Annotated in this window: 16 protein-coding genes; 5 read left to right on the forward strand and 11 right to left on the reverse strand. The window is 62.7% G+C overall.

Annotation, left to right across the window (positions count from 1 at the left end):
- Window positions 1-19 precede the first annotated feature (19 nt).
- From CYJ17_RS01255 to CYJ17_RS01265, 3 genes are all read left to right on the forward strand, one after another.
- A complete protein-coding gene (locus CYJ17_RS01255; protein ID WP_087069748.1) occupies window positions 20-1,084 on the forward strand; it encodes an aldose 1-epimerase in 1,065 nt (354 codons plus the stop codon).
- 172 nt (window positions 1,085-1,256) lie between these two features.
- On the forward strand, window positions 1,257-1,919 hold the full coding sequence (locus CYJ17_RS09615; protein ID WP_268760146.1) for a DUF6318 family protein: 663 nt from the start codon (window positions 1,257-1,259) through the stop codon (window positions 1,917-1,919).
- 62 nt (window positions 1,920-1,981) lie between these two features.
- On the forward strand, window positions 1,982-2,941 hold the full coding sequence (locus CYJ17_RS01265) for a hypothetical protein (RefSeq protein WP_087069750.1): 960 nt from the start codon (window positions 1,982-1,984) through the stop codon (window positions 2,939-2,941).
- A gap of 63 nt (window positions 2,942-3,004) precedes the next feature.
- Here the strand turns inward: CYJ17_RS01265 and CYJ17_RS01270 are convergent, their stop codons facing one another.
- The 5 genes from CYJ17_RS01270 to CYJ17_RS01290 all read right to left on the reverse strand — a co-directional run bounded on the left by CYJ17_RS01270 (window position 3,005) and on the right by CYJ17_RS01290 (window position 8,390).
- Window positions 3,005-5,608 carry an ATP-dependent Clp protease ATP-binding subunit gene (locus CYJ17_RS01270; protein ID WP_087069751.1) on the reverse strand — a complete coding sequence of 868 codons (2,604 nt, stop codon included), beginning with the start codon at window positions 5,606-5,608 and terminating at the stop codon, window positions 3,005-3,007.
- A gap of 269 nt (window positions 5,609-5,877) precedes the next feature.
- Entirely contained in the window at window positions 5,878-6,345 is a 468-nt protein-coding gene (dtd, locus tag CYJ17_RS01275; RefSeq protein ID WP_026428735.1) for a D-aminoacyl-tRNA deacylase, read from the reverse strand.
- Between the two features lie 61 nt (window positions 6,346-6,406).
- Complete coding sequence (locus tag CYJ17_RS01280; RefSeq protein ID WP_051278341.1) at window positions 6,407-6,748, reverse strand: DUF2516 family protein; 342 nt, start codon at window positions 6,746-6,748, stop codon at window positions 6,407-6,409.
- A 41-nt stretch (window positions 6,749-6,789) separates the two neighbouring features.
- Window positions 6,790-7,767 carry a hypothetical protein gene (locus tag CYJ17_RS01285; RefSeq protein WP_087069752.1) on the reverse strand — a complete coding sequence of 326 codons (978 nt, stop codon included), beginning with the start codon at window positions 7,765-7,767 and terminating at the stop codon, window positions 6,790-6,792.
- Entirely contained in the window at window positions 7,764-8,390 is a 627-nt protein-coding gene (locus tag CYJ17_RS01290) for an FABP family protein (protein ID WP_101595462.1), read from the reverse strand. Before CYJ17_RS01290 ends, CYJ17_RS01285 begins: the two co-directional genes overlap by 4 nt.
- A 500-nt stretch (window positions 8,391-8,890) precedes the next feature.
- Between CYJ17_RS01290 and CYJ17_RS01295 the strand changes: the two genes are divergently transcribed.
- Together CYJ17_RS01295 and CYJ17_RS01300 are read left to right on the forward strand one after the other, a co-directional pair.
- A complete protein-coding gene (locus CYJ17_RS01295; RefSeq protein ID WP_026428733.1) occupies window positions 8,891-9,517 on the forward strand; it encodes a DUF47 domain-containing protein in 627 nt (208 codons plus the stop codon).
- A gap of 2 nt (window positions 9,518-9,519) precedes the next feature.
- Window positions 9,520-10,530: an inorganic phosphate transporter gene (locus CYJ17_RS01300; RefSeq protein ID WP_026428732.1), complete on the forward strand. Its 1,011-nt coding sequence runs from the start codon at window positions 9,520-9,522 to the stop codon at window positions 10,528-10,530.
- A 155-nt stretch (window positions 10,531-10,685) separates the two neighbouring features.
- On the opposite strand, the gene pstB is transcribed toward CYJ17_RS01300, so the two are convergent.
- The 6 genes from pstB to CYJ17_RS01330 form a co-directional block, all read right to left on the reverse strand.
- A complete protein-coding gene (gene pstB, locus CYJ17_RS01305) occupies window positions 10,686-11,465 on the reverse strand; it encodes a phosphate ABC transporter ATP-binding protein PstB (protein WP_026428731.1) in 780 nt (259 codons plus the stop codon).
- Between the two features lie 23 nt (window positions 11,466-11,488).
- Complete coding sequence (gene pstA, locus CYJ17_RS01310; protein ID WP_087069754.1) at window positions 11,489-12,658, reverse strand: phosphate ABC transporter permease PstA; 1,170 nt, start codon at window positions 12,656-12,658, stop codon at window positions 11,489-11,491.
- Window positions 12,658-13,770 carry a phosphate ABC transporter permease subunit PstC gene (gene pstC, locus CYJ17_RS01315; RefSeq protein ID WP_180948672.1) on the reverse strand — a complete coding sequence of 371 codons (1,113 nt, stop codon included), beginning with the start codon at window positions 13,768-13,770 and terminating at the stop codon, window positions 12,658-12,660. The genes pstA and pstC overlap by 1 nt, the downstream gene beginning before the upstream one ends.
- Before the next feature lie 42 nt (window positions 13,771-13,812).
- Complete coding sequence (gene pstS, locus CYJ17_RS01320; RefSeq protein WP_035276844.1) at window positions 13,813-14,925, reverse strand: phosphate ABC transporter substrate-binding protein PstS; 1,113 nt, start codon at window positions 14,923-14,925, stop codon at window positions 13,813-13,815.
- Between the two features lie 176 nt (window positions 14,926-15,101).
- Window positions 15,102-16,055, reverse strand: coding sequence for an NUDIX hydrolase (locus CYJ17_RS01325; RefSeq protein WP_087069755.1), 954 nt, complete (start codon window positions 16,053-16,055; stop codon window positions 15,102-15,104).
- Window positions 16,056-16,105: 50 nt separating this feature from the next.
- Window positions 16,106-19,363: an RNA degradosome polyphosphate kinase gene (locus CYJ17_RS01330; protein ID WP_101595465.1), complete on the reverse strand. Its 3,258-nt coding sequence runs from the start codon at window positions 19,361-19,363 to the stop codon at window positions 16,106-16,108.
- Between the last annotated feature and the right edge of the window lie 68 nt (window positions 19,364-19,431).

Here is a 19,431-nt window from a genome sequence, read left to right on the forward strand (position 1 = left end):
AGTACAAGGAAGAAGGACCATGATCGTCACCACTGAACGCGAGTGCGCGGGCCGGACCGTTACGCTGCGCGCGGCCACCCGCGGCGCCATCCTGCTCAGCTATCGCCTGGGCGATACCGAGGTTATCGACGGCTACCGCAACCCCGCTGAGCTGCGCGAACTCAACGGTTTCCGCAGCGCCGTGCTGGTGCCGTGGTCCAATCGCATCCGCGCGGGGCGCTACCCCGCCGCGCTCTATCACGGCGACGACGCCGCCGTGCGTGCTCGCCTCCACGCCGAGGTTCCAGTAAACGGCGTTCACAGTGTGCCGGAGCCGCTTCCCGATACGGAACCGGGACTGCACGGCCTGGTCACTACCCGGGAATTCGAGGTTATTCGCGCGGGCGACGGCGTTCTTGAGTTCGCCACCCGCGTGGATGCGAACAGTGTTTACCCCTTCGACCTCGCCGTAAACATTGTTTACAGCATTGGGGAGGATGGTTCCTTGCACGTGCGTCTGCGTGCCGAGAACCTCAGCGAGGCCGCCGCGCCGGTGGCACTTGGCTGGCATCCGTATTTCCGGCTCGCCGGCCCGCTGGGGGATGCGCGCCTGAGCCTGGACTGCGGCGCGCGTATCGACACCGATGCCGCGCTTATTCCGTACGACGGCGCCGGCGCTTTCGCGCCGTGCGAGCCGCTCGCGGACTCCCCCATTGACCCGGCCACGGATTGGGCCTACGCGCGGCTTGCCGATAGCGCCGGCCCGGACGCAGGTGCGGCCGGGGCTGGCGGTGATGTGGTCGGTTCGACCGGCAGTGCGAACGCAAGTAGTGACGCCGGGGCTGGCTGGAATGTGGCGCGCCTGCGCACCGGAAACCGCGAGGTGGCTCTGTGGGCGCGGCTGGGTGACTGGCCGTCGAAGAATTTCCATATTTTTGCTGGCTCCGGGCTGGCGCGCGATGCCGGGCAGGCAGTAGCTATGGAGCCGTGCCAGGCACTCCCCAATGCCTTCAACCGGGCCGAAGGCCGCGAAATGCTGCTGGAGCCGGGCGCTAGCCGAGAGCTCGAAGCGCGGGTTGTGGTGACGGAGGCTGCTGGCGCGTAAGTGGCAACGCTACGCAGGTGAGCCTAGCCGGAGAGCCGTTCAGGCGTGGCTTGCGTAGGTGTTGCGGTGTGCGTGGCGGAAAGCTGTGGATGACGCGCCGATGCGGGCCTGCCTGTGGATAAACGCTGGGCGGGGGCGACGCGGCTGTTAACGTGGCGCCATGAACGTACTTATGACCGGGCGCCGCGCCGGAATTCTTGCCATCCTCTGTTTCCTTCTCAGCGCATGTGGAGCTGGGGCAGGTGCGCCTCCCCCAGCGCTCTCGCCTGGCGGTGCTTCCAGCCCGCCGGCCGCTAGCTCCGCTTCGTCTGTCGCCAGTTCCGGTTCCACTGTCACCAGCTCTGACTCTTCCGCGCCCGCAGGGTCCCCATCCGCTCCACCCACCTGGCCGGTGCAGATTCCGGTTCCTGCCCCGCCCGCTCAGATGGCCGAAGATTCTGTGGAGGGAGCCATCGCGGCCGGGCAGTATCTTTTCACCCTCCTCGATTACGCCACGATCACCGGCGATATCACGCCTCTCACCCCGCTCGCCGGGGAGCAATGCGATTGGTGCCAACACCAGATCGCGAAACGTGAAGAAACGGATTTCCGGCCCCGGCAGGCAACCGTTTTTAGTTTTAGTGATGCGCGGGGGCGCTGGAATGATCCGATAGCCGCCTATACCGTGCAGTTCTCCGTCTCCCATCCGCCTAATCCGGTGGTGAACCGCAAGGGCGCCGAAAAGACAGATCGCGCCGAAGAATTCTTCGTGACCATGCGAATTTTCCGCTCGGGTGATAACTGGATCGTGGATGCGGTGGGCATGAACGATGACATTTTGGACGGAGGCGTGTGATGAGAAGCTATACCAGCCCCAGGTTTAAGCCGCGCTGGTTCCTGAGGGGACTGATCATAGGCATGGCCGCGGTGGTATTTCTTGGTTCGTGCACGGTGAGCGCTCCGGCCCTCGCCCGTGAATATGAGGATGGTGAGGAACGGATCTATACCGCCCGCACCGATGCCGGTGGAGTGACAGTGGAAGCTCAGGGTAGTTACACCCGGCGTGCGCCCGCTGGGGCGGGCGGTACGCCATCCGGCTCGGGTGGCACGGATAGCTCAAGCGCGGGCGGCGGCACCGGCGCGAATTCTGGATATTCCGGCTCCGGGTTGGAAAGCGGCGCCGCTACAGCACGTGGCTCAGGTGCCGGTACGGCCACCGGGCCCTACGGGCTGCCGTGGTCTCGGCGCGCGCTGATTGCCGCGGTTCGGGATACTTCCCTGCCGGGGCATGTGCGCGGGGCGGCCGGGATTCTCAGTTGGATACTGGCGAACGGCACTCCCCCGACTGACCCGCAAACCGGTGATGCTCCGACCGCCGCGCAGCTGGAGACGATCATTCACACTGAGAGTATCCGGATTGCGGCGGCGAATGCTGAGGCGTGGATGGAACCGGCGCGCGGTTGGGTGGCGATCAACTACCCGGTCCGTCTGCATTATTCCGCGCCGGCACAGCGGCACACGGTGACTTTGCTCGGTACGGAGGTGGTTATTGATCTGGTTCCCGTGCGGGCCACGTGGGAGGTGCCGGATGCAGAAATCACCGGTGGCACGGGGAGCACAACTACAAGGAACGCTGGGAACGCCACGTCCAGAGGCTCGCTCCCCGCTCACTCAGCACAGACCGTCCCGGCCCGCCAGCCCTTCACGGAAGTTATCTACCGCCAGGCCAATGAGGAAGTGAGTGCCACGCTGGTCGTGGAGTGGGAGGCTCGGTACAGCATTGCCGGGCAGAGCCGCACGGTGCCGGAGCTCCTCACCACCCGATCCGAAACCTCCCCGGTGATAACGCGAGAGCTCGAAGCCCACCTTATCGGTTAGCTTCGAGCTCTCGATATCAGCTATTCCTAGCCCGCGGCCCTAGCCGGCCGCTTAGCCCCGGCCCTAGTTCGCCGCGGCCAGGCCGCCTCCGGAAGTCGGCGCACCAGCTCCGGCGACCGGCCCACCGCTGGGCCGGGTATTCACCCCGGAAGCCAGACCTTCCATCTGGGCCGGTTCGTGCGCTTCGATCACGCCGTCCGGTAGCGGCTGGTCAGGCGACTGGCCGGTGAAAGTGAAAGACATCGGAATATTGTCCTTATCCACATCCACCACGATGATGTCCCCCTTGGAGAATTCGCCGTAAAGCAGCTTCTCGGAAAGCACATCTTCCACATCGCGCTGGATGGCGCGGCGCAGCGGGCGAGCCCCGAGCACCGGATCATAACCGCGGTCAGCCAGCAGTTCCTTCGCATCCTTCGTCAGGGCGATGGACAGGTTCTGGTCCCGCAAGCGCTTATCCAGCTTGCCGATCATAAGATCCACAATCTGCAAAATCTCCGGGCGGCCCAACTGCGGGAAGACGATAATGTCATCCACGCGGTTGAGGAATTCGGGCCGGAAGTTGTTCTTGAGTTCTTCCGCCACCTTGACCTTCATGCGCTCGTAGGAGGAAGTGGTATCGGCGTCGAACTGGAAACCGGTCTGCACGCCCTTCGCGATATCCTTCGTACCCAAATTAGTGGTCATGATGATGATGGTGTTCTTGAAGTCCACCACCCGGCCTTGCGCGTCCGTGAGGCGCCCTTCTTCCAGGATCTGGAGGAGGGAATTGAAGAGGTCCGCGTGGGCCTTCTCAATTTCGTCGAACAACACCACGGAGAAGGGCTTGCGCCGCACCTTCTCGGTGAGCTGGCCGCCTTCTTCATAACCCACGTATCCCGGAGGGGCACCGAAGAGCCGCGAAACGGTGTGCTTTTCCGAATACTCGGACATATCCAAGGTGATGAGCGCGGATTCATCCCCGAACAGGAATTCCGCGAGCGCCTTGGCGAGCTCGGTTTTACCCACACCGGTAGGCCCGGCGAAAATGAAGGAACCACCCGGGCGGTTGGGGTCTTTCAGGCCCGCGCGGGTACGGCGAATCGCCTGGGAAAGCGCGGTTACGGCTTCATGCTGGCCGATCACCCGCTTATGCAGCTCATCTTCCATGCGCAGCAGCTTCGCGGATTCTGCTTCGGTGAGCTTGAAGACCGGGATGCCGGTGGACATGGAGAGCACTTCAGTGATGAGATCTTCATCCACCACCGAAACGACGTCCATATCCCCGTCCTTCCAGGCTTGCTCGCGGGCATCGCGTTCTTCGCCGAGCTTTTGCTCTTCGTCACGCAGGCCGGCGGCCTTTTCGAAGTCCTGGGCGTCAATGGCTGCTTCCTTGGCGCGGCGCGTGGAGGCGATCTTATCGTCCAGTTCGCGCAGTTCCGGCGGTGCGGTCATCTTGCGGATAGCCAGGCGCGCCCCCGCTTCGTCGATGAGGTCAATGGCCTTATCGGGAAGGAAGCGGTCGTTAATATACCGATCCGCCAGGGTGGCGGCTGCCTCCAGTGCGTCGTCGGTAATAGTCACGCGATGGTAGGACTCGTACCGGTCCCGCAAGCCACGCAAAATATCAATCGTTTGTTCCACAGTGGGCTGCTCCACCTGGATGGGCTGGAAACGCCGTTCCAGCGCGGCATCCTTTTCAATGTACTTACGGTACTCATCGAGGGTGGTTGCCCCGATGACCTGGAGTTCCCCGCGGGCCAGCATCGGCTTGAGCAGCGAGGCAGCATCCAGGGCGCCTTCCGCGGCGCCCGCGCCCACCAGGGTGTGGATTTCGTCGATGAAAAGAATGATGTCCCCGCGGGTATTGACTTCCTTGAGGATTTTCTTCATGCGTTCCTCGAAGTCACCGCGGTAGCGCGAGCCGGCCACCAGGGAACCCATATCGAGGGAATACAGCTGCTTATCCTTGAGGGTTTCCGGAACGTTACCGGCGGCGATGGACTGGGCCAGGCCTTCCACCACCGCGGTTTTACCCACGCCGGGTTCACCAATCAGCACCGGGTTGTTCTTGGTGCGCCGCGAGAGCACCTGCATGACCCGCTCGGTTTCGGTATGCCGGCCGATCACGGGATCAAGCTTGTGGTCACGCGCGGCGGCGGTGAGGTTACGCCCGTACTGATCGAGGACCGTGGAACCGGCCTTCGTGCCTTCGCGCGGGCCGCCGCCCACCCCCACGGCTTCCTTCCCTTGGAAACCGGAAATGAGCTGGCTGACCTGGTTGCGCACGGTGGGCATATCCGCGCCGAGCTTGACGAGGACCTGGGCGGCCACGCCGTCCGCTTCACGGGTGAGCCCGAGGAGGAGATGTTCGGTCCCGATATAGGAGTGGCCCATTTGCAGCCCCTCGCGCATCGCGAACTCAATAACCTTCTTGGCGCGCGGCGTGAAGGGAATATGACCCGAGGGCGGCTCCTGGCCTTCGCCGATAATGTCGATGACCTGCGTCCGCACGGACTCAAGCGTCACCCCCAGGGCTTCCAACGCCTTCGCGGCCACCCCTTCGCCCTCGCGAATGAGGCCGAGCAAGATATGTTCGGTCCCCAGGTAGTTGTGCTTGAGGTTCCGTGCTTCTTCCTGCGCGAGCACGATGACCCGCCGAGCGCGGTCGGTGAACCTTTCGAACATAACTCTCCTTGCACTTGCAATCTTCTAAAAGAGTAACGGCCCTCAGCCCAGGAGCCGTCCCCTGTTCGCCAGTGGCATGAGTGTGTGGCTCACATTTTGCTGAGGGAAAAAGCCGAATTCGCGCGGAAAGTGCTGTTATCGATAAGATTTCTGAGCTTATTTCACTATCGCCGGGCCTTTGGGCCCACGTTAGCGGGGTGCCGCGGGCGCTGCGGAGGCGCACGGACCGCGAGCACCAGCGGCGCGCCGCGGCGGGCTAACGCGCCACTTTAGGCGCCCGCTGATTCCACCTCAACGAGGAGGGTGAAGGGGCCATCATTGACGAGTTCCACATCCATCATCGCCCCGAACTGCCCGGTAGCAACCTCCAGCCCGTACTTCTCCCGTAATTCGCGCACGACCGCTTCGTAGAGCGGATCGGCAACTTCCCCGGGCGCGGCCTTGGACCACGAGGGCTTGCGGCCCTTGCGCACATCCGCGTACAGGGTGAATTGCGAAACGAGCAGCACGGGCGCCTGCGCTTCTTCCGCGCTGCGCCGACTATTCGGATCATCGGTGCCGTCCGCGGCGCGCAGCACTTTCAGCTGCGCGATTTTCCGCGCGACTTTTTCCACTTCCGCCGCGCCATCCCCGTGAGTCACGCCCAGGAGCACGCACAGCCCAGTGCCGATCTGCGAAATCACGGCGCCGTCCACCGTGACGGACGCGCGCTTGACGCGCTGAATAACTGCTCGCATTCTTCCTCCTTCGTGGTGTTATTAGTACGACGACGCAGCTAGGCCCTGCGCCTACCAACCTTTACCAGGACCCGCCCCCGCGCCCGCGCGAACCGCGCCGCGGCCCCATCCGCTGTTCTTCGGGACCCAAGTAGTAGAGCGCCCCGTAGGCCGCCCCGAGCATGAGGAAAGGCTGGAAAGGTAGGCGAATGGGCGTGAAAAGCACGATCCCGGTGACCAGGGCGCAGCCGAGCAGCACCCCGCTCCAGAACTTTTTATCTTTGCGGGCATAGCGAAAATCCGCATCCGGCCGGCGCAGGCAGGCCACCAGCGCCCACACCATAAACGCGAGAATCGCCAGCTGAATCACAAAAAATATCCCGTTGCAGATATCCGTGACGAGCCGCAAGGTTGTTAGGTTCATGATTCTCCGTCCTCGTGCTAAGCGTGGTGCTCGCCCTCATTCTAATCACGGCCTACGACACTTTTTTCGCCGCTTTCACGAATGGTCACCGCCACGGGCACGTGCGCAGGTAAAGGAATAGGTTCGACGCCGCAGCGGAATTCCGCTACCCGCACCGCCCCCAGCGCCGTTGGTTCCCTGATCAAGGCGAGGGCAAGGGGGCCCTCTTCCCAATGCCGCACCGTGGAGGTCACAAAGCCAACAACCGCCTCGTCGGATCGCTCCGCAAGTACCGGCGTGCCAGCCTCGGGCAGATCAGCTTCGTCCGGACCCTCCAAATACAGGCAGGCTAGGCTCCTCTCAGCTCCCCGACGTTCGCTGGCAGTCCCAGCAGCACCGCATTCGGTCGAGATTTCGCCCCTCTCCACGATCCCACCATGAGTCACAACCGCAGGTCCGTATATATCGGCAAGGCGTGCCCGGGCGCGCGCCGCCCGGAAGGGATCCGGGCGGCGCGCGGCGACCCGGTAGGCGGTCCAGGCGAATAAACCTACCGGACTCATGCCGGCGGCCTGCCCGGCCCGGGCCAGCACCTCAATATCCTCGACCAGGAGGATCACCCTATCGCTGCCCGGCCACCAGTCTTCCCAGGAAATGGCGGATAGCCCCGCCTGGCCCTGCATGGCCGCACGGAGGCGCGCGGCTCCTTGCGTCGTCGTACCTATAGCGATGTAGTTGGCCGGGCACATACCACAATCAGGCCCGCCCGGCGGGCTCAAGAAAATATCCGCGCCGCTGCCCGGGCAGCGTAGTAGGGCACTGAGAATCCGGCCCGCGGCGTCGCATTCCAGCACTTCGCGCGCGTGAGGTGCGCCGTGCTCGCCGCGCAGCACCCGCCAATGCGAGAGATCCACGAAGCCGCGCCCGGCTTCCAGCTCGCGCTGTTCCACATAGGGATTGGTGTAGAAGGCAGCCACCCCGGCCGCTTCCCCCTCCCCGGGAACCGCGCCGGGCCAGCGCAGCAGCGGGCTGGGTATCACGATTCTGGCTGAGCTTCGGGCGTTGTGGGCTTCGGCTCCGCTTCCGGGCAATCGCTCAGACGCTGGAGGCGGCCGGCCATGTAGCTGCGCATATCCACCCCGAAAGCCGCCATATCGTAGGCGTAGAAGAGCTCGGATTCCACGTAGCCGCCCATGATTTGGCCGCCGGTGTAGCTCGCGGCGGTCGGAGTGGCGGCGATGGCGTCCGCGACGATCTGGAATTGCGGGCCCTTAATAAAACCGGCCCAGGTCATGGCGTGCCCGGCGGAGGTGGCGATCATGCCTTCCAGCATGAAACGGCCCTCCGTGCCCTGGAGGTTATTCGGGGAAACACGCAGGTAGCCCTCGAAACTCGACCAGAGCTGGCCTTTGGTGAGGGCCGCGTACATCCGCCCGCCGGGTACCTCGCGATCCACCGCCCCGGCCGGCTCCTGGGAAAGCCAGGTTGCCGAACGCAAACGCAGGTAGGGGCCGTGGTCATCATTATCGATGCGCAATTCGTGGAGGTAACCGGCCGCGTCCACGCCCTCGTATTCGAGGAGGCCGGCGCCGCGCCAGGTATCAACGAGCCAGGCCATCGGATAGGTTTCCGGGCTGAGATTTTCAGGGATTGCAAAGACCATATGCTCAGGTTACCCGCCCCGGCCGGGCATCACCCAAAGTTTCGAGCACCGCCCAAAGTTCCGGGCACCGCGCGGCCCGCGGCCGCCGCAGCCCATAGCTAGTGCTATTTTCCCACGTCGAAGCAAAAAAGTCTTCATTTTTCACGCTTGGCCCGAAAGCGCGACGAAAAGTTTCCGATTGGCCGCGCTCTTGTTATTCTGAAGCCACGGTGCCGGACCTTGAAAGCCCCGGGCTCCAACTAGCGCCGCTACGAGCGGCATTCGCGCCGTCAGGCGCTCTCAGGTCCGGCACCATTTTCCCGCCACTCGTCACTTTCCCGCCACTTTTCTACCGCTGCGTGCGCGCCATCACCGCCGCCGCGCACGCCTCACCGCCCGCGCCGCGCCGCCGCGCGCTTGCCCGATCTCACCGCGCTGTCATACACGTTTCGCCCCGTAATGAACTATCCTTGAGGAGAGTCGTTCATCGATTGTTCATGTCCCCGAAACGAGGAATTCACGTGGGGTTATTCTCTAAATTCTCGCGTTCCACGCGGGTTTTCGACCTAATTGGCGCCCAGGCGGCGCATCTTCCTATCGCCGCCGCGGGCCTCGCGCAGCTGATGACCGCACCGGTTCATGAGCGCGCGGAGTTGCAGCAGCAGTTGCATACCATCGAAAACAATGCAGATGAGTCAAATCACGCGCTCCTCAAAGTGGTAAATAGGTCTTTTGTCCTCCCTTTCGACAGGGAGGATCTTTATGCCCTGACCACCGCGGTTGATAATTGTGTGGACCTCATGGACGAGGTCGGGGAAAACGTGGCCTTTATGCGCCCCCTCACCCTCCCCGATAGCGTGCCCACGGTGGTGGATATTCTCAAGAGCTGCGCTCGGCTTTCCTCGGATATCCTCGCACATTTCAACCCCACCTCCCCGGATACCCGCGAATACTGGGTGGAAATTAACCAGCTGGAAAACAAGGGCGATTCCCTCTACCGTTCCACCCTCGCCGCGCTTTTTGAAAACGCCACCGACGCCATTGAATTGCTGCGGGTCAAACTGGTTGTGGACACCCTCGAGGACACCGTCGATGCTTTCGAGACGCTCGCCGCCGTGGTCGAGCGCATTGCCCTCAAGGAGTCCTGATTTTGTCCGAGTTGCTCTTTTTGGTGGGCACCGTCGTCGTCATTAGCCTCATTTTTGACTTCACTAACGGTTTTCACGACGCCGCAAATGCCATCGCCACCTCGGTAGCCACCCGCGCGTTAACCCCCGGGGTGGCCCTCGCGATGGCGGCCGTCATGAACTTCCTCGGCGCGATGCTCGGCACGAAAGTGGCCGAAACAATCGGCTCGGGCATTGTTGATATTACCGAGCTGGAAAAAATAACCGGCCTCACCCTGGTGCTCGGCGGGCTGGCCGGCGCGATTGGCTGGAATCTTATTACCTGGTGGCGCGGGCTGCCCTCGTCTTCTTCGCACGCGCTGATCGGCGGGCTGGCCGGGGCGGGTATCGCTTCGCTGGCCACCGTGCACTGGGCGGTTATTTTCGACCGCGTGGTGGTGCCGATGGTTGTTTCCCCCGCGGTTGGTTTCCTGCTCGCCTACCTCATTATGAAAGTGGTATTGCGCCTGCTCACCGAGGCGCCCTACCACACCACCATGCACCGTTTCCGCTACGCTCAGACGGTTTCCGCCGCGATGGTGGCCCTCGGGCACGGCCTCCAGGACGCCCAGAAAACCATGGGTGTGATCGTGCTGGCCCTCACCGCCGGCGGTTTCCACAATCTTGAAGACGGCATCCCCACCTGGGTGAAACTGGCCGCGGCCGCCGCGATTTCTTTGGGAACCGCGACCGGTGGCTTCCGCATTATGAAAACGCTCGGCTCAAAGATTATTGATTTGGATCCGGCCCGCGGTTTCGTTGCGGAAAGCGTGGCCGCGAGTGTTCTTTATACGACGGCGTTTGTGTGGGCCGCCCCGATTTCGACAACGCATACCATCACCTGCGCGATCATGGGGGTCGGGGCCACGAAGCGGCGTTCGGCGGTGCGCTGGTCCGTGGCCGGCAATATTGCCACCGCCTGGATCCTCACGATCCCGGCGGCCGGCGCCCTGGCAGCGGTGGCCACCTGGCTGCTGCGCCTGGTTCTTATCTAAGCCGATTACCCGCTACCCGCACGCTGCTTCGAAATGCGGCGGCGGGCCGGTGCGGCGTCGTCGTACTCATATAGCATCCACAACACAACTGTGCCGCGCGAGATGGTTCCCGCGCGGCACAGTTCGCAAGGTAAACAGCGGAGCTGTTAACCGGTTTAGCCGAAGCGCCCGGAGACGTAATCTTCGGTTTCCTTGTGGGTCGGGTTGGAGAAAATCTTCTCCGTCTGATCGAACTCCACGAGGTGGCCGGGCTTGCCGGTGCCGGCGATATTGAAGAAGCCGGTCATTTCGGAAACGCGCGCCGCCTGTTGCATATTGTGCGTCACGATCACGATCGTGTATTCCTCTTTGAGGCTGTTCATGAGGTCCTCAATCGCGAGGGTGGAGATCGGGTCGAGGGCCGAACACGGCTCGTCCATGAGGAGCACCTCGGGCTTGACCGCGATAGCGCGGGCGATGCACAGGCGCTGCTGCTGGCCGCCGGAAAGCGAGGAACCCGGCTTATCGAGGCGATCCTTCACTTCCTCCCAGAGGTTGGAGCCGCGCAGCGAGCGCTCCACGATTTCCTCCGCGTCGGACTTCTTGATCTTTTGCGAATTGAGCCGCATCCCCGCCAGCACATTGTCGCGAATCGACATGGTGGGGAACGGGTTCGCACGCTGGAAGACCATGCCCACGTGCTGGCGGACGGTCACCGGGTCCACCCCGGGGCCGTAAATATTATTGCCGTCGATGAAGACATCGCCGGTCACGTAGGCACCGTCGATCACTTCATGCATACGGTTGAGGGAACGCAGGAACGTGGATTTGCCGCACCCGGACGGGCCGATGAGCGCGGTCACCGAATTCGGTTTGATATCCACATTGACGTTCTCCACGGCGAGGAAATCACCGTAGTAAATGTTCTCGTTACGAACACTAATTCCCTGAGGCACTGTTTTTCCTTTCGGCTGCCGCGTTAGCGGCCCTTCGGGGCGAAGATATGAGCAATCAAGCGCGCCAGCAAGTTGAATACCAGCACGATAAACACCAAGACGAGCGCGCCGCCCCAGGCCAGGTCGAGGTTATTGGCCTTGAACTGCGAGTAGACGAACACCGGGAGCGTCATCATCGGGCCGTTGAACAAGGAGTAGTTGAACGTATCCGAGACGGAGGCGGTAATCATCAGCGGGGCCGATTCGCCGATCACGCGGGCGATGGCGATCACGCAACCGGAAACGATACCCGGCAGCGCGGTCCGCAGCACCACCTTGATGATAGTGCGGGACTTCGTCACGCCGAGCGCGTAGGAAGCTTCGCGCAATTCATTGGAGACGATGCGCAGCATTTCTTCGGTATTGCGAACCACGATCGGCGTCATAAGAACAACAAGGGCGACGGCGCCCATGATGCCATTGCGGAACCCGAGCGCGGGGGCGAGCACCGGGACAATCGCGGCGGCGAAGAGGCCGGCCACGATGGAGGGAATGCCCGTCATAATATCGACCAGGAAGGTCACCGAGCGCCCGAACCAGCCACCCCTGTTGTATTCCACCAGGTAGATGGCCGTCAGAATACCGAGCGGGATGGCGATGAGCGCCGTGATGCCGGTGATAATGAGCGTACCTACGATGGCGTGGCCGAGGCCAGGCTGAGCGCCGGGCAGGGACATGCCGAGGGTTGAGTTATTGAGGAACGAGTAGCTGAGGATCGGGAGGGCTTCCACGATCACGGTGTAGAGCAGCGAGAGCAGCGGGAGTACCGCGAGCACGAAAGCGCTGGTGATAAGCACGGTGGCCATGCGGTTGGCGCCGCGGCGCGGGCCTTCTACCGCGTATCCGACGATCCGGATCACGAGGAAGAAGACGAGCAAGCCCACCAGGACCGCGCCGAAAAGCGAGTCCGCTTTGAAGCCGAAGTGGAAGAGCAGCCAGGAGGCCAGCATGCACACCACGAGCACGGCCCAGTTGAAGAACTTGGGCAGGCGGCCGTATTCAGAGGCGAAGATCGGGGTGCCTTCGGTGACGGTGTCCGTGCTGCCGGCGCGGGCGTTTCCGCCGTTGCCGCCGGGTAGCGTGCCGCTACCGGGCAGCGCGTGCGCGCCGCCGTCGGGCTGGCTGGCGGGGGTCTGTGTTACGTCAGTACTCATTAGGCATTCGCTCCTGAGAATTCTGCGTACCGGGCCAGAACGCGCCGCGCCAACCAATTGACCACGAAGGTCAGGGCAAAGAGCATGAGGCCGATACCGATAAGGACCTGGCGCTGCAGACCGGGATGAGCTTCAGGGAAGTTCAGGGCGATCTGCGAGGCGATGGTGGAGTGCTGCCCCGGGGAGAAGAGGTTGAAGTTCACCTGCAGGCCGGCCGAGAGCACCATGAGCAGTGCCATCGTTTCGCCCAGGGCGCGCCCCAGGCCCAGCATGGCCGCGGAGACGATACCGGAACGGCCCACCGGGAGCACGGTCATCTTGATCATTTCCCAGCGGGTGGCGCCCAGGCCGAGGGCTGCTTCTTCCAGCAGCTTCGGGGTCTGGAGGAATACTTCGCGGCACAGCGAGGTGATAATCGGCAGGATCATAATGGCCAGCACCAGGCCGCCCATCATGATGTTTCGGGCCGGCGGCGTGAAGGCCACCAGGCTGGGCTGGAGGGGCCACCAATCGAATTGGGCCAGTCCGCCTTCTTCACCCATGAACGGAACGTGATCCACCCACCACTGGAGCGGCGGGGTGAGCACATTGGAGACCCATTCGAAAACGGGGCGCACAATCGGTTCGAGGGTGCGAATACCCCACAGGCCGAAGACCACGGAGGGGATGGCCGCGAGCAGGTCAATAATGTAGCCGAGGACGGAGGCGAAACGCCGGTGCGCGAAATGCGAGATGAACAGCGCAATCGCTACCGCGAAGGGTACGGCAAGGGCCAGGGCCAGGAGTGCGGAGAGCACGGTCCCGAAGAGCGCTGCCCCGGCGTACTGCCAGAAGCCCATGCCCTTCGTGAAATCTGCTGTCCCGGAGATTTCTTCCTTACCGGCAATGAATGCCGGATATGACTCGAGGAGCAGGAAGATGAAAACGGCGCCCAGGATGAGGATGATGAATGCTCCAGCTCCGATGGCTAGACCGTTGAAGGTAGTGTCTGCAACGCGGCGACGCGCGCGTTTGGTCGGGCGGGCCGGCACTGCAGTCTGACCCACCTCCGGGGAGGTTTCCTGAGCGGTACGCTCAAGAACCTCCCCGGCTGCGTTATCTCGTTCAGTCATATCGACTTTCAGATAGGGGTATTCGGTTGTCTAACCGCTGGTTTACTTGATGGTATCGATGACGGCCATGGCCTGCTTGCGCAGGGTGTCCGAGATCGGAGCGTTACCACCGTTGGCCGCGAAGGCGGCCTTCTGGCCTTCTTCGGAGACGACGTAGGTGAAGAAGGCCTTGACCAGTTCACCGGTGGAGGCATCCTTGTATTCCTGGCAGCCGATGAGGTAGGAGAGCATGACGACCGGGTAGGCACCCTTGACGGAGCCGTCACGCTTGAGGTCCTTGTTGAGAAGGGTGTCCGTGGCACCTTCGGCGGCCGGGGAGTCATCCACCACGCGGGCGGCGGCTTCCGGTTCGGGGCCGATGAACTCATCGCCAACCTTGACCTTCACCGGGGTGAGGGTTTCGATCTGGGAGTAGTCGGCGTAGATGATGGAGTTCGGGGTGGAGAGGGCCAGCTGAACCACACCGGAGGTGGATTCGGCGGACTGACCGCCCTGGATCGGCCAGGTTTCTTCCGAGCCGTAGGTCCAGACCTCGGGGGCGGCTTCTTCCAGGTAGGACTGGAAGTTACCGGTGGTGCCGGACTTCTCCGCGCGGTGGATCGGGATGATGGTTTCGTCCGGGAGCTTGACGCCGGAGTTGGTGGCGGCAATGGCCGGGTCGTTCCACTTTTCGATCTGGCCGGAGAAGATCTTCGCGATGGTGGGAGCGTCGAGCTTGAGCTCCTTGACACCTTCGAGGTTCACGGCGATCGCAATGGGGGAAATGTAGACGGGCAGTTCCACGGCAACGTCGGTCTTGCAGGTATTGGAAACCTGGGCGAGTTCTTCCGACTTGAGGGCCGAGTCCGTGCCGGCGTACTGCACCTGGCCGGAGAGGAACTGCTGGCGGCCGGTGCCGGAGCCGGTGGGCTCGTAGTTCACGGTCACGCCCGAGTTCGCGATGGTGAAGTTATCGCGCCAGGCCTGCTGGGCCTTCTGCTGCGAGGAAGCACCGGAGCCGGAGATGGTGCCCGAGAGGTTCGAGCCGCTGTCCGCGGCCTGGGTGGTGGCGTCACCCTTGGCAGCTTCGGTGGTGGCAGAAGTCGTTGCGTCCCCACCACAGGCGGAAAGGGTCAGAGCAAGAGCGGTGGCACCAGCAAGTGCCGAGATCTTCATGGTCTTCACTGTTTAATCCTTGCGTGTTCAGGAACGCCCGTTTCGGCGCTCGCTGGTTCGAGCCTAGGAAGCGAGGGTTACGGTCGCCCACACCGGAGGTAAACAGAAGGTTAACGGGCTTGTAGCATGTCTCACAGGATGCGGCCGCTAGGCACGCGGCCGTTGGGCACGGGCCGCTAGGGTTCAGTGTGGACGGGGCGGAAGCGTTCGACATCCACCGCGTGGTCGCCTTTCATGTGGACGACGAGGATTTCTCCGGTTTTGAGGTAGGGGTCGTCGTCGGGGAGCTTTTCTTTTACGTGGTGGCCGCCGTGTTTTTTAACGACGTCGATAACGGTACCCAAGGTGGGGCGATGCAAGCTGACCGCCGTGGGAGCTCCGGCATCGGTCAGAACCGCCTCGATAGTTTTACGTACTCCGGCGGGGTTCTTCGCGTGGGAGTGTTCGGTGAGGGCAGCGACGCAGGTGAGAGAGACTCCGGAAGCCTGTGCGTAGGGAGCGATGGTGGCGGTGCAGCGCTGCCAGGGGGAAGATACGAGGCGGTCCACGCCGTAGACGCTGAACACCGAGCTGATGGTGCGAGCCCGGGAGGCACCGTGCGGGGTGAGGGGCCGGGTTTTTTCACTTCCGTTCCACGCCGAACGTTTTTGAGCGCGGGCGTGGCGAACTAGCAACACCGCACGGGTGGCGAGTTCCCCGCGTTCCCAATATTTCAGGACGCGTTTGAGCATGCTGCGTTCGTCTTTATAGCTGAGTTTTTCGAGGGCGGTTTCTGCGTTCATCCAGCGCGACCGGGTGATTTCCCCGGGGTGTGCTGTGGGGAATTCCGGACGGGCGGCAACCGGCCGCGAGCGCTGGGTAAGCGGGCGGGCCACCCAGTAAAAAACTCGTTTTTTCTTACCCGAGGAGAGGGTGTAACCGATGGAGGGCAGGGGGCGCTGCAGGGCGATATGCTCACCGGTTTCTTCGTAAACTTCCCGCACAGCTGCCATGCGTGGGCCTTCGCCGGGCTTGTATTTACCCTTGGGGAAGGACCAGTCTTTGTAGCTATCCCGGCGTACGAGTAGCACCTGGAATTCGCCACCTTTTTTGCGCCACACAACGGCGCCCGCAGCATGAACGCTGCTCATCACTCCCCCTTCGGCATAGTTGGTACGGATATGTGCTGGCCCCGGTTTGCCTAGTCCCCTCCTGCCACGCGGGAGCGTGCTTGTTTCATGAGCAGCTCCTGGATATCGACGAGCGGGCGGCCCTTGGGGCTGAGGTTGTGGCGCACCCACCCGTCCGGACCGAGGTGCCACGAGCTGGTGGTATCCGCGGTGGCCACATCCACCAGTTCCACCAGGCGGTCCACCATATCCGGGTCCGTGATCTTGATGAGGGCTTCGATGCGCCGATCCAGGTTGCGATGCATGAGATCGGCAGAGCCGATGAAGACATCTGCGTCGCCGTCGTTACAAAAAGCGTAGATACGCGAGTGTTCGAGGTAGCGACCCAAGATGGAACGAGCTTTGATGTTATCGGAAAGCCCGGGGATGCCGGCGCGTAGGGCGCAAATACCGCGCACCTGGATGCTGACTTTCACGCCGGCTTGGCTGGCCCGGTAGAGGGCGTCGATGGTGGCTTCGTCCACGATGGAATTGACTTTGAATTTCACCCAGGCGGGTTTGCCAGCGTTCTTGTTTTCAATTTCGCGTTCGATCCGGTCGATGAGTCCGGAGCGGATGCCGGTGGGCGCCACGAGGAGCCGGTGGAAGCGTTCCTGCCGAGAGTAGCCAGAGAGCTGGTTAAAGAGCCGGGTGAGATCCTGGCCCACATCCCGGTTGGAGGTGAGCAGGCCCAGGTCTTCATAGCCGCGGGCGGTTTTCGGGTTGTAGTTGCCGGTGCCCACGTGGCAGTAGCGGCGCAGGCCGTCGGATTCTTGGCGGACCACCAGCGCGAGCTTGCAGTGGGTTTTCAGCCCGATCATTCCGTAGACCACATGTACCCCGGCCCGCTCGAGTTTGCGCGCCCATTCGATATTGCGCTGCTCATCGAAACGCGCCTTGATTTCCACGATGGCGAGGACCTGTTTGCCGGCCCGGGCCGCCCGGATAAGCGAGTTCACGATGGGGGAATCCCCCGAGGTGCGGTAGAGGGTTTGTTTGATGGCGAGGACCTGCGGATCCGCAGCCGCCTGGGCGATGAATTGCTGCACCGAGGTGGAGAAGGATTCGTAGGGGTGGTGGAGCAGCACATCATGATCGCGCAGCTTCGCGAAGAAATCAGCCGGTTTGGCTGATTCGGCATCCGTGAGCCCGGTGGGCGTGACGGGCACATACTTGGGGTATTTGAGCCCGGGCCGGTCCAGATCGTGGAGTTGCTCGAGGGATTGCAGGTCAAGAGGCGCGGGCAGCCGGTAGGTATCCGAAGGGCTCACGCTCATTTCCTTCTGAAGGAAGCTGAGGGTGGCATCATCCATATCCTCATCTACTTCCAGGCGCACCACCGGCCCGAAGCGCCGCCGAAGCAGTTCGCGTTCCAGGGCGGTGAGCAGGTTTTCTGCGTCGTCTTCTTCGACTTCCAGGTCTTCATTGCGGGTGACGCGGAAAGTGGCGTAGCTTTGCACATCCATCCCGGGGAAGAGTTCACCCAGGTGGTGCCCGATGAGTTCCTCCAGGGGCAGGAATTCAATATCGCTGCCGGCTTCCACCGGAACGTTTTCCGGGCTGTAGGCGGTGCCGTCTTCCCCGATCATGAGGAATCGCGGGAGCAGATCCGGCACTTTCACCCGCGCGAAGGCGGAGGAACCACGCCGGTCCTTGAGGACCACGGCGAGGTTGAGGGAAAGCCCTGAAATATAGGGGAAGGGATGGGAGGGATCCACGGCAAGCGGGGTGAGGACGGGGAAAATCTCATCCTTGAAGAGCTTGGAGAAGCGCTGCTGCACCTGGGCATCCAGCTCATTCCAGCGGCGGATAAAAACGCCCTGGCCTTCCAGTTTGGGCTTAATATCTTCCGAGTAGACCTTGGCTTGGCGCGCGGTGAGTTCATGGGTGCGTTCCGCGATACCCTTCATCACCTGGCGCGGGGTGAGGCCGGATGCCGCCACCACTCCGATGCCGGTATCAATACGGCGCTTGAGGCCGGCCACCCGCACCATGAAGAACTCATCGAGGTTCGAGGAGAAAATAGAGAGGAACCACGCGCGTTCCAGGAGCGGTAGGGTTTCATCTTCCGCCTGTTCCAGCACTCGCTCATTGAAAGCCAACCAGGAGAGTTCCCGATCCGCGAAGCGCCCTTCGGGAAGCTGGGATTCTTCCGGTGCTTTCGCGGAACGCTTGGCGAGTTTGCGCGATTCCTTGGCCATATCCGTGAGGGATTTGGTGGAGACCGGCGAACCGAGCCGCACCGCCTGGAGGAAAGTTTCATGCGGGGTGGGCTCCACGGCACTGGCGCCCTCCCGGGCCGCCAGGCGGGCGCGGGTAGCCGAAACGGCCGGTTCGGGTTGCAGTTCATAGCGGACATGCCGTTCGGCCTGCGTGAAACCGGCCTTCCCGTAGACATGCACCGCGGCGGAATTCGCGGCATCAACATAGAGGATGCAGCGCGAGAAACCCCGCGAGCCGGTGGTGACAAGCGCCCAGGCCGTCAGCAGTTTCCCGATGCCCTTGCCGCGGTGTTCCGGGGCCACCGCGAGCACGTAAAGTTCCAACACATTCGCTTCGCTCGGTTCGCTAGCTGCGCCGGGATCACTGGCCGCGTTCACTTCGGCTGCACCGGGTTCGCTGGCCGCGCCGGGCCCAGCCGTGGCACCCCCGAGCACATTCGGCTTGAGCCACACAAAGCCAACGAGTTCACCTTGGCAGCGCGCGGTTACCAGAAGTTCCGGAGTGAACCAGGGCGCTTCCATGCGTTCGCGCAGATCCTCCGCGGTGAGCTGGCCCTGATCGGGCAGATCCGCGAAAGCTTCCGCGTTGAGACGCGCAATATCCTCCAGATCCGCGGCCGGATCCACCGGCGCCAGCACGATTCCCGGCAGAGTCCACAGGGCCGGGGCAGGATTTTCTTCCGTAACCGGGCGCTCCAACACGAGGAGGGTGCGCCCTGGGTAGAGCTGGGATGATGCCGCGAGTTCCTGGGCGGCCGGCAAATCCCCGTGCGCCCATACTGCGGTTTCCCCCGCATCCAGAACGGTGCGCAGCAATTCCGTACCGGCGCCCTTGCCGCGGGCTTCCGGACGCACCGCCAATTCCAGATCCCCGGTACGCCCGGAATGAGCCACCCCAACCACGGGATCCCCGAGAGTCCACACCCGCGAACTTTCCGCGCCCGCGGCAATATCCAGAAGCGTTTGCTCACTGAACGGCGCGACGCCATCCGCCGCGAAGCATTCTTGGGCGAGCTGGTTAAAAAGCGCGGCCTGATCCGGCTGCGGTGTTCCGGCAACGATACTCATAGGAGGGCTCCTTTTTCCTGCTACCTCTTAACCGTAGTCGATGACTACGACAGAAAAGTTACGTCCAA

The sequence above is a fragment of the Actinotignum timonense genome, assembly GCF_002860685.3.
GTDB lineage: Bacteria > Actinomycetota > Actinomycetes > Actinomycetales > Actinomycetaceae > Actinotignum > Actinotignum timonense.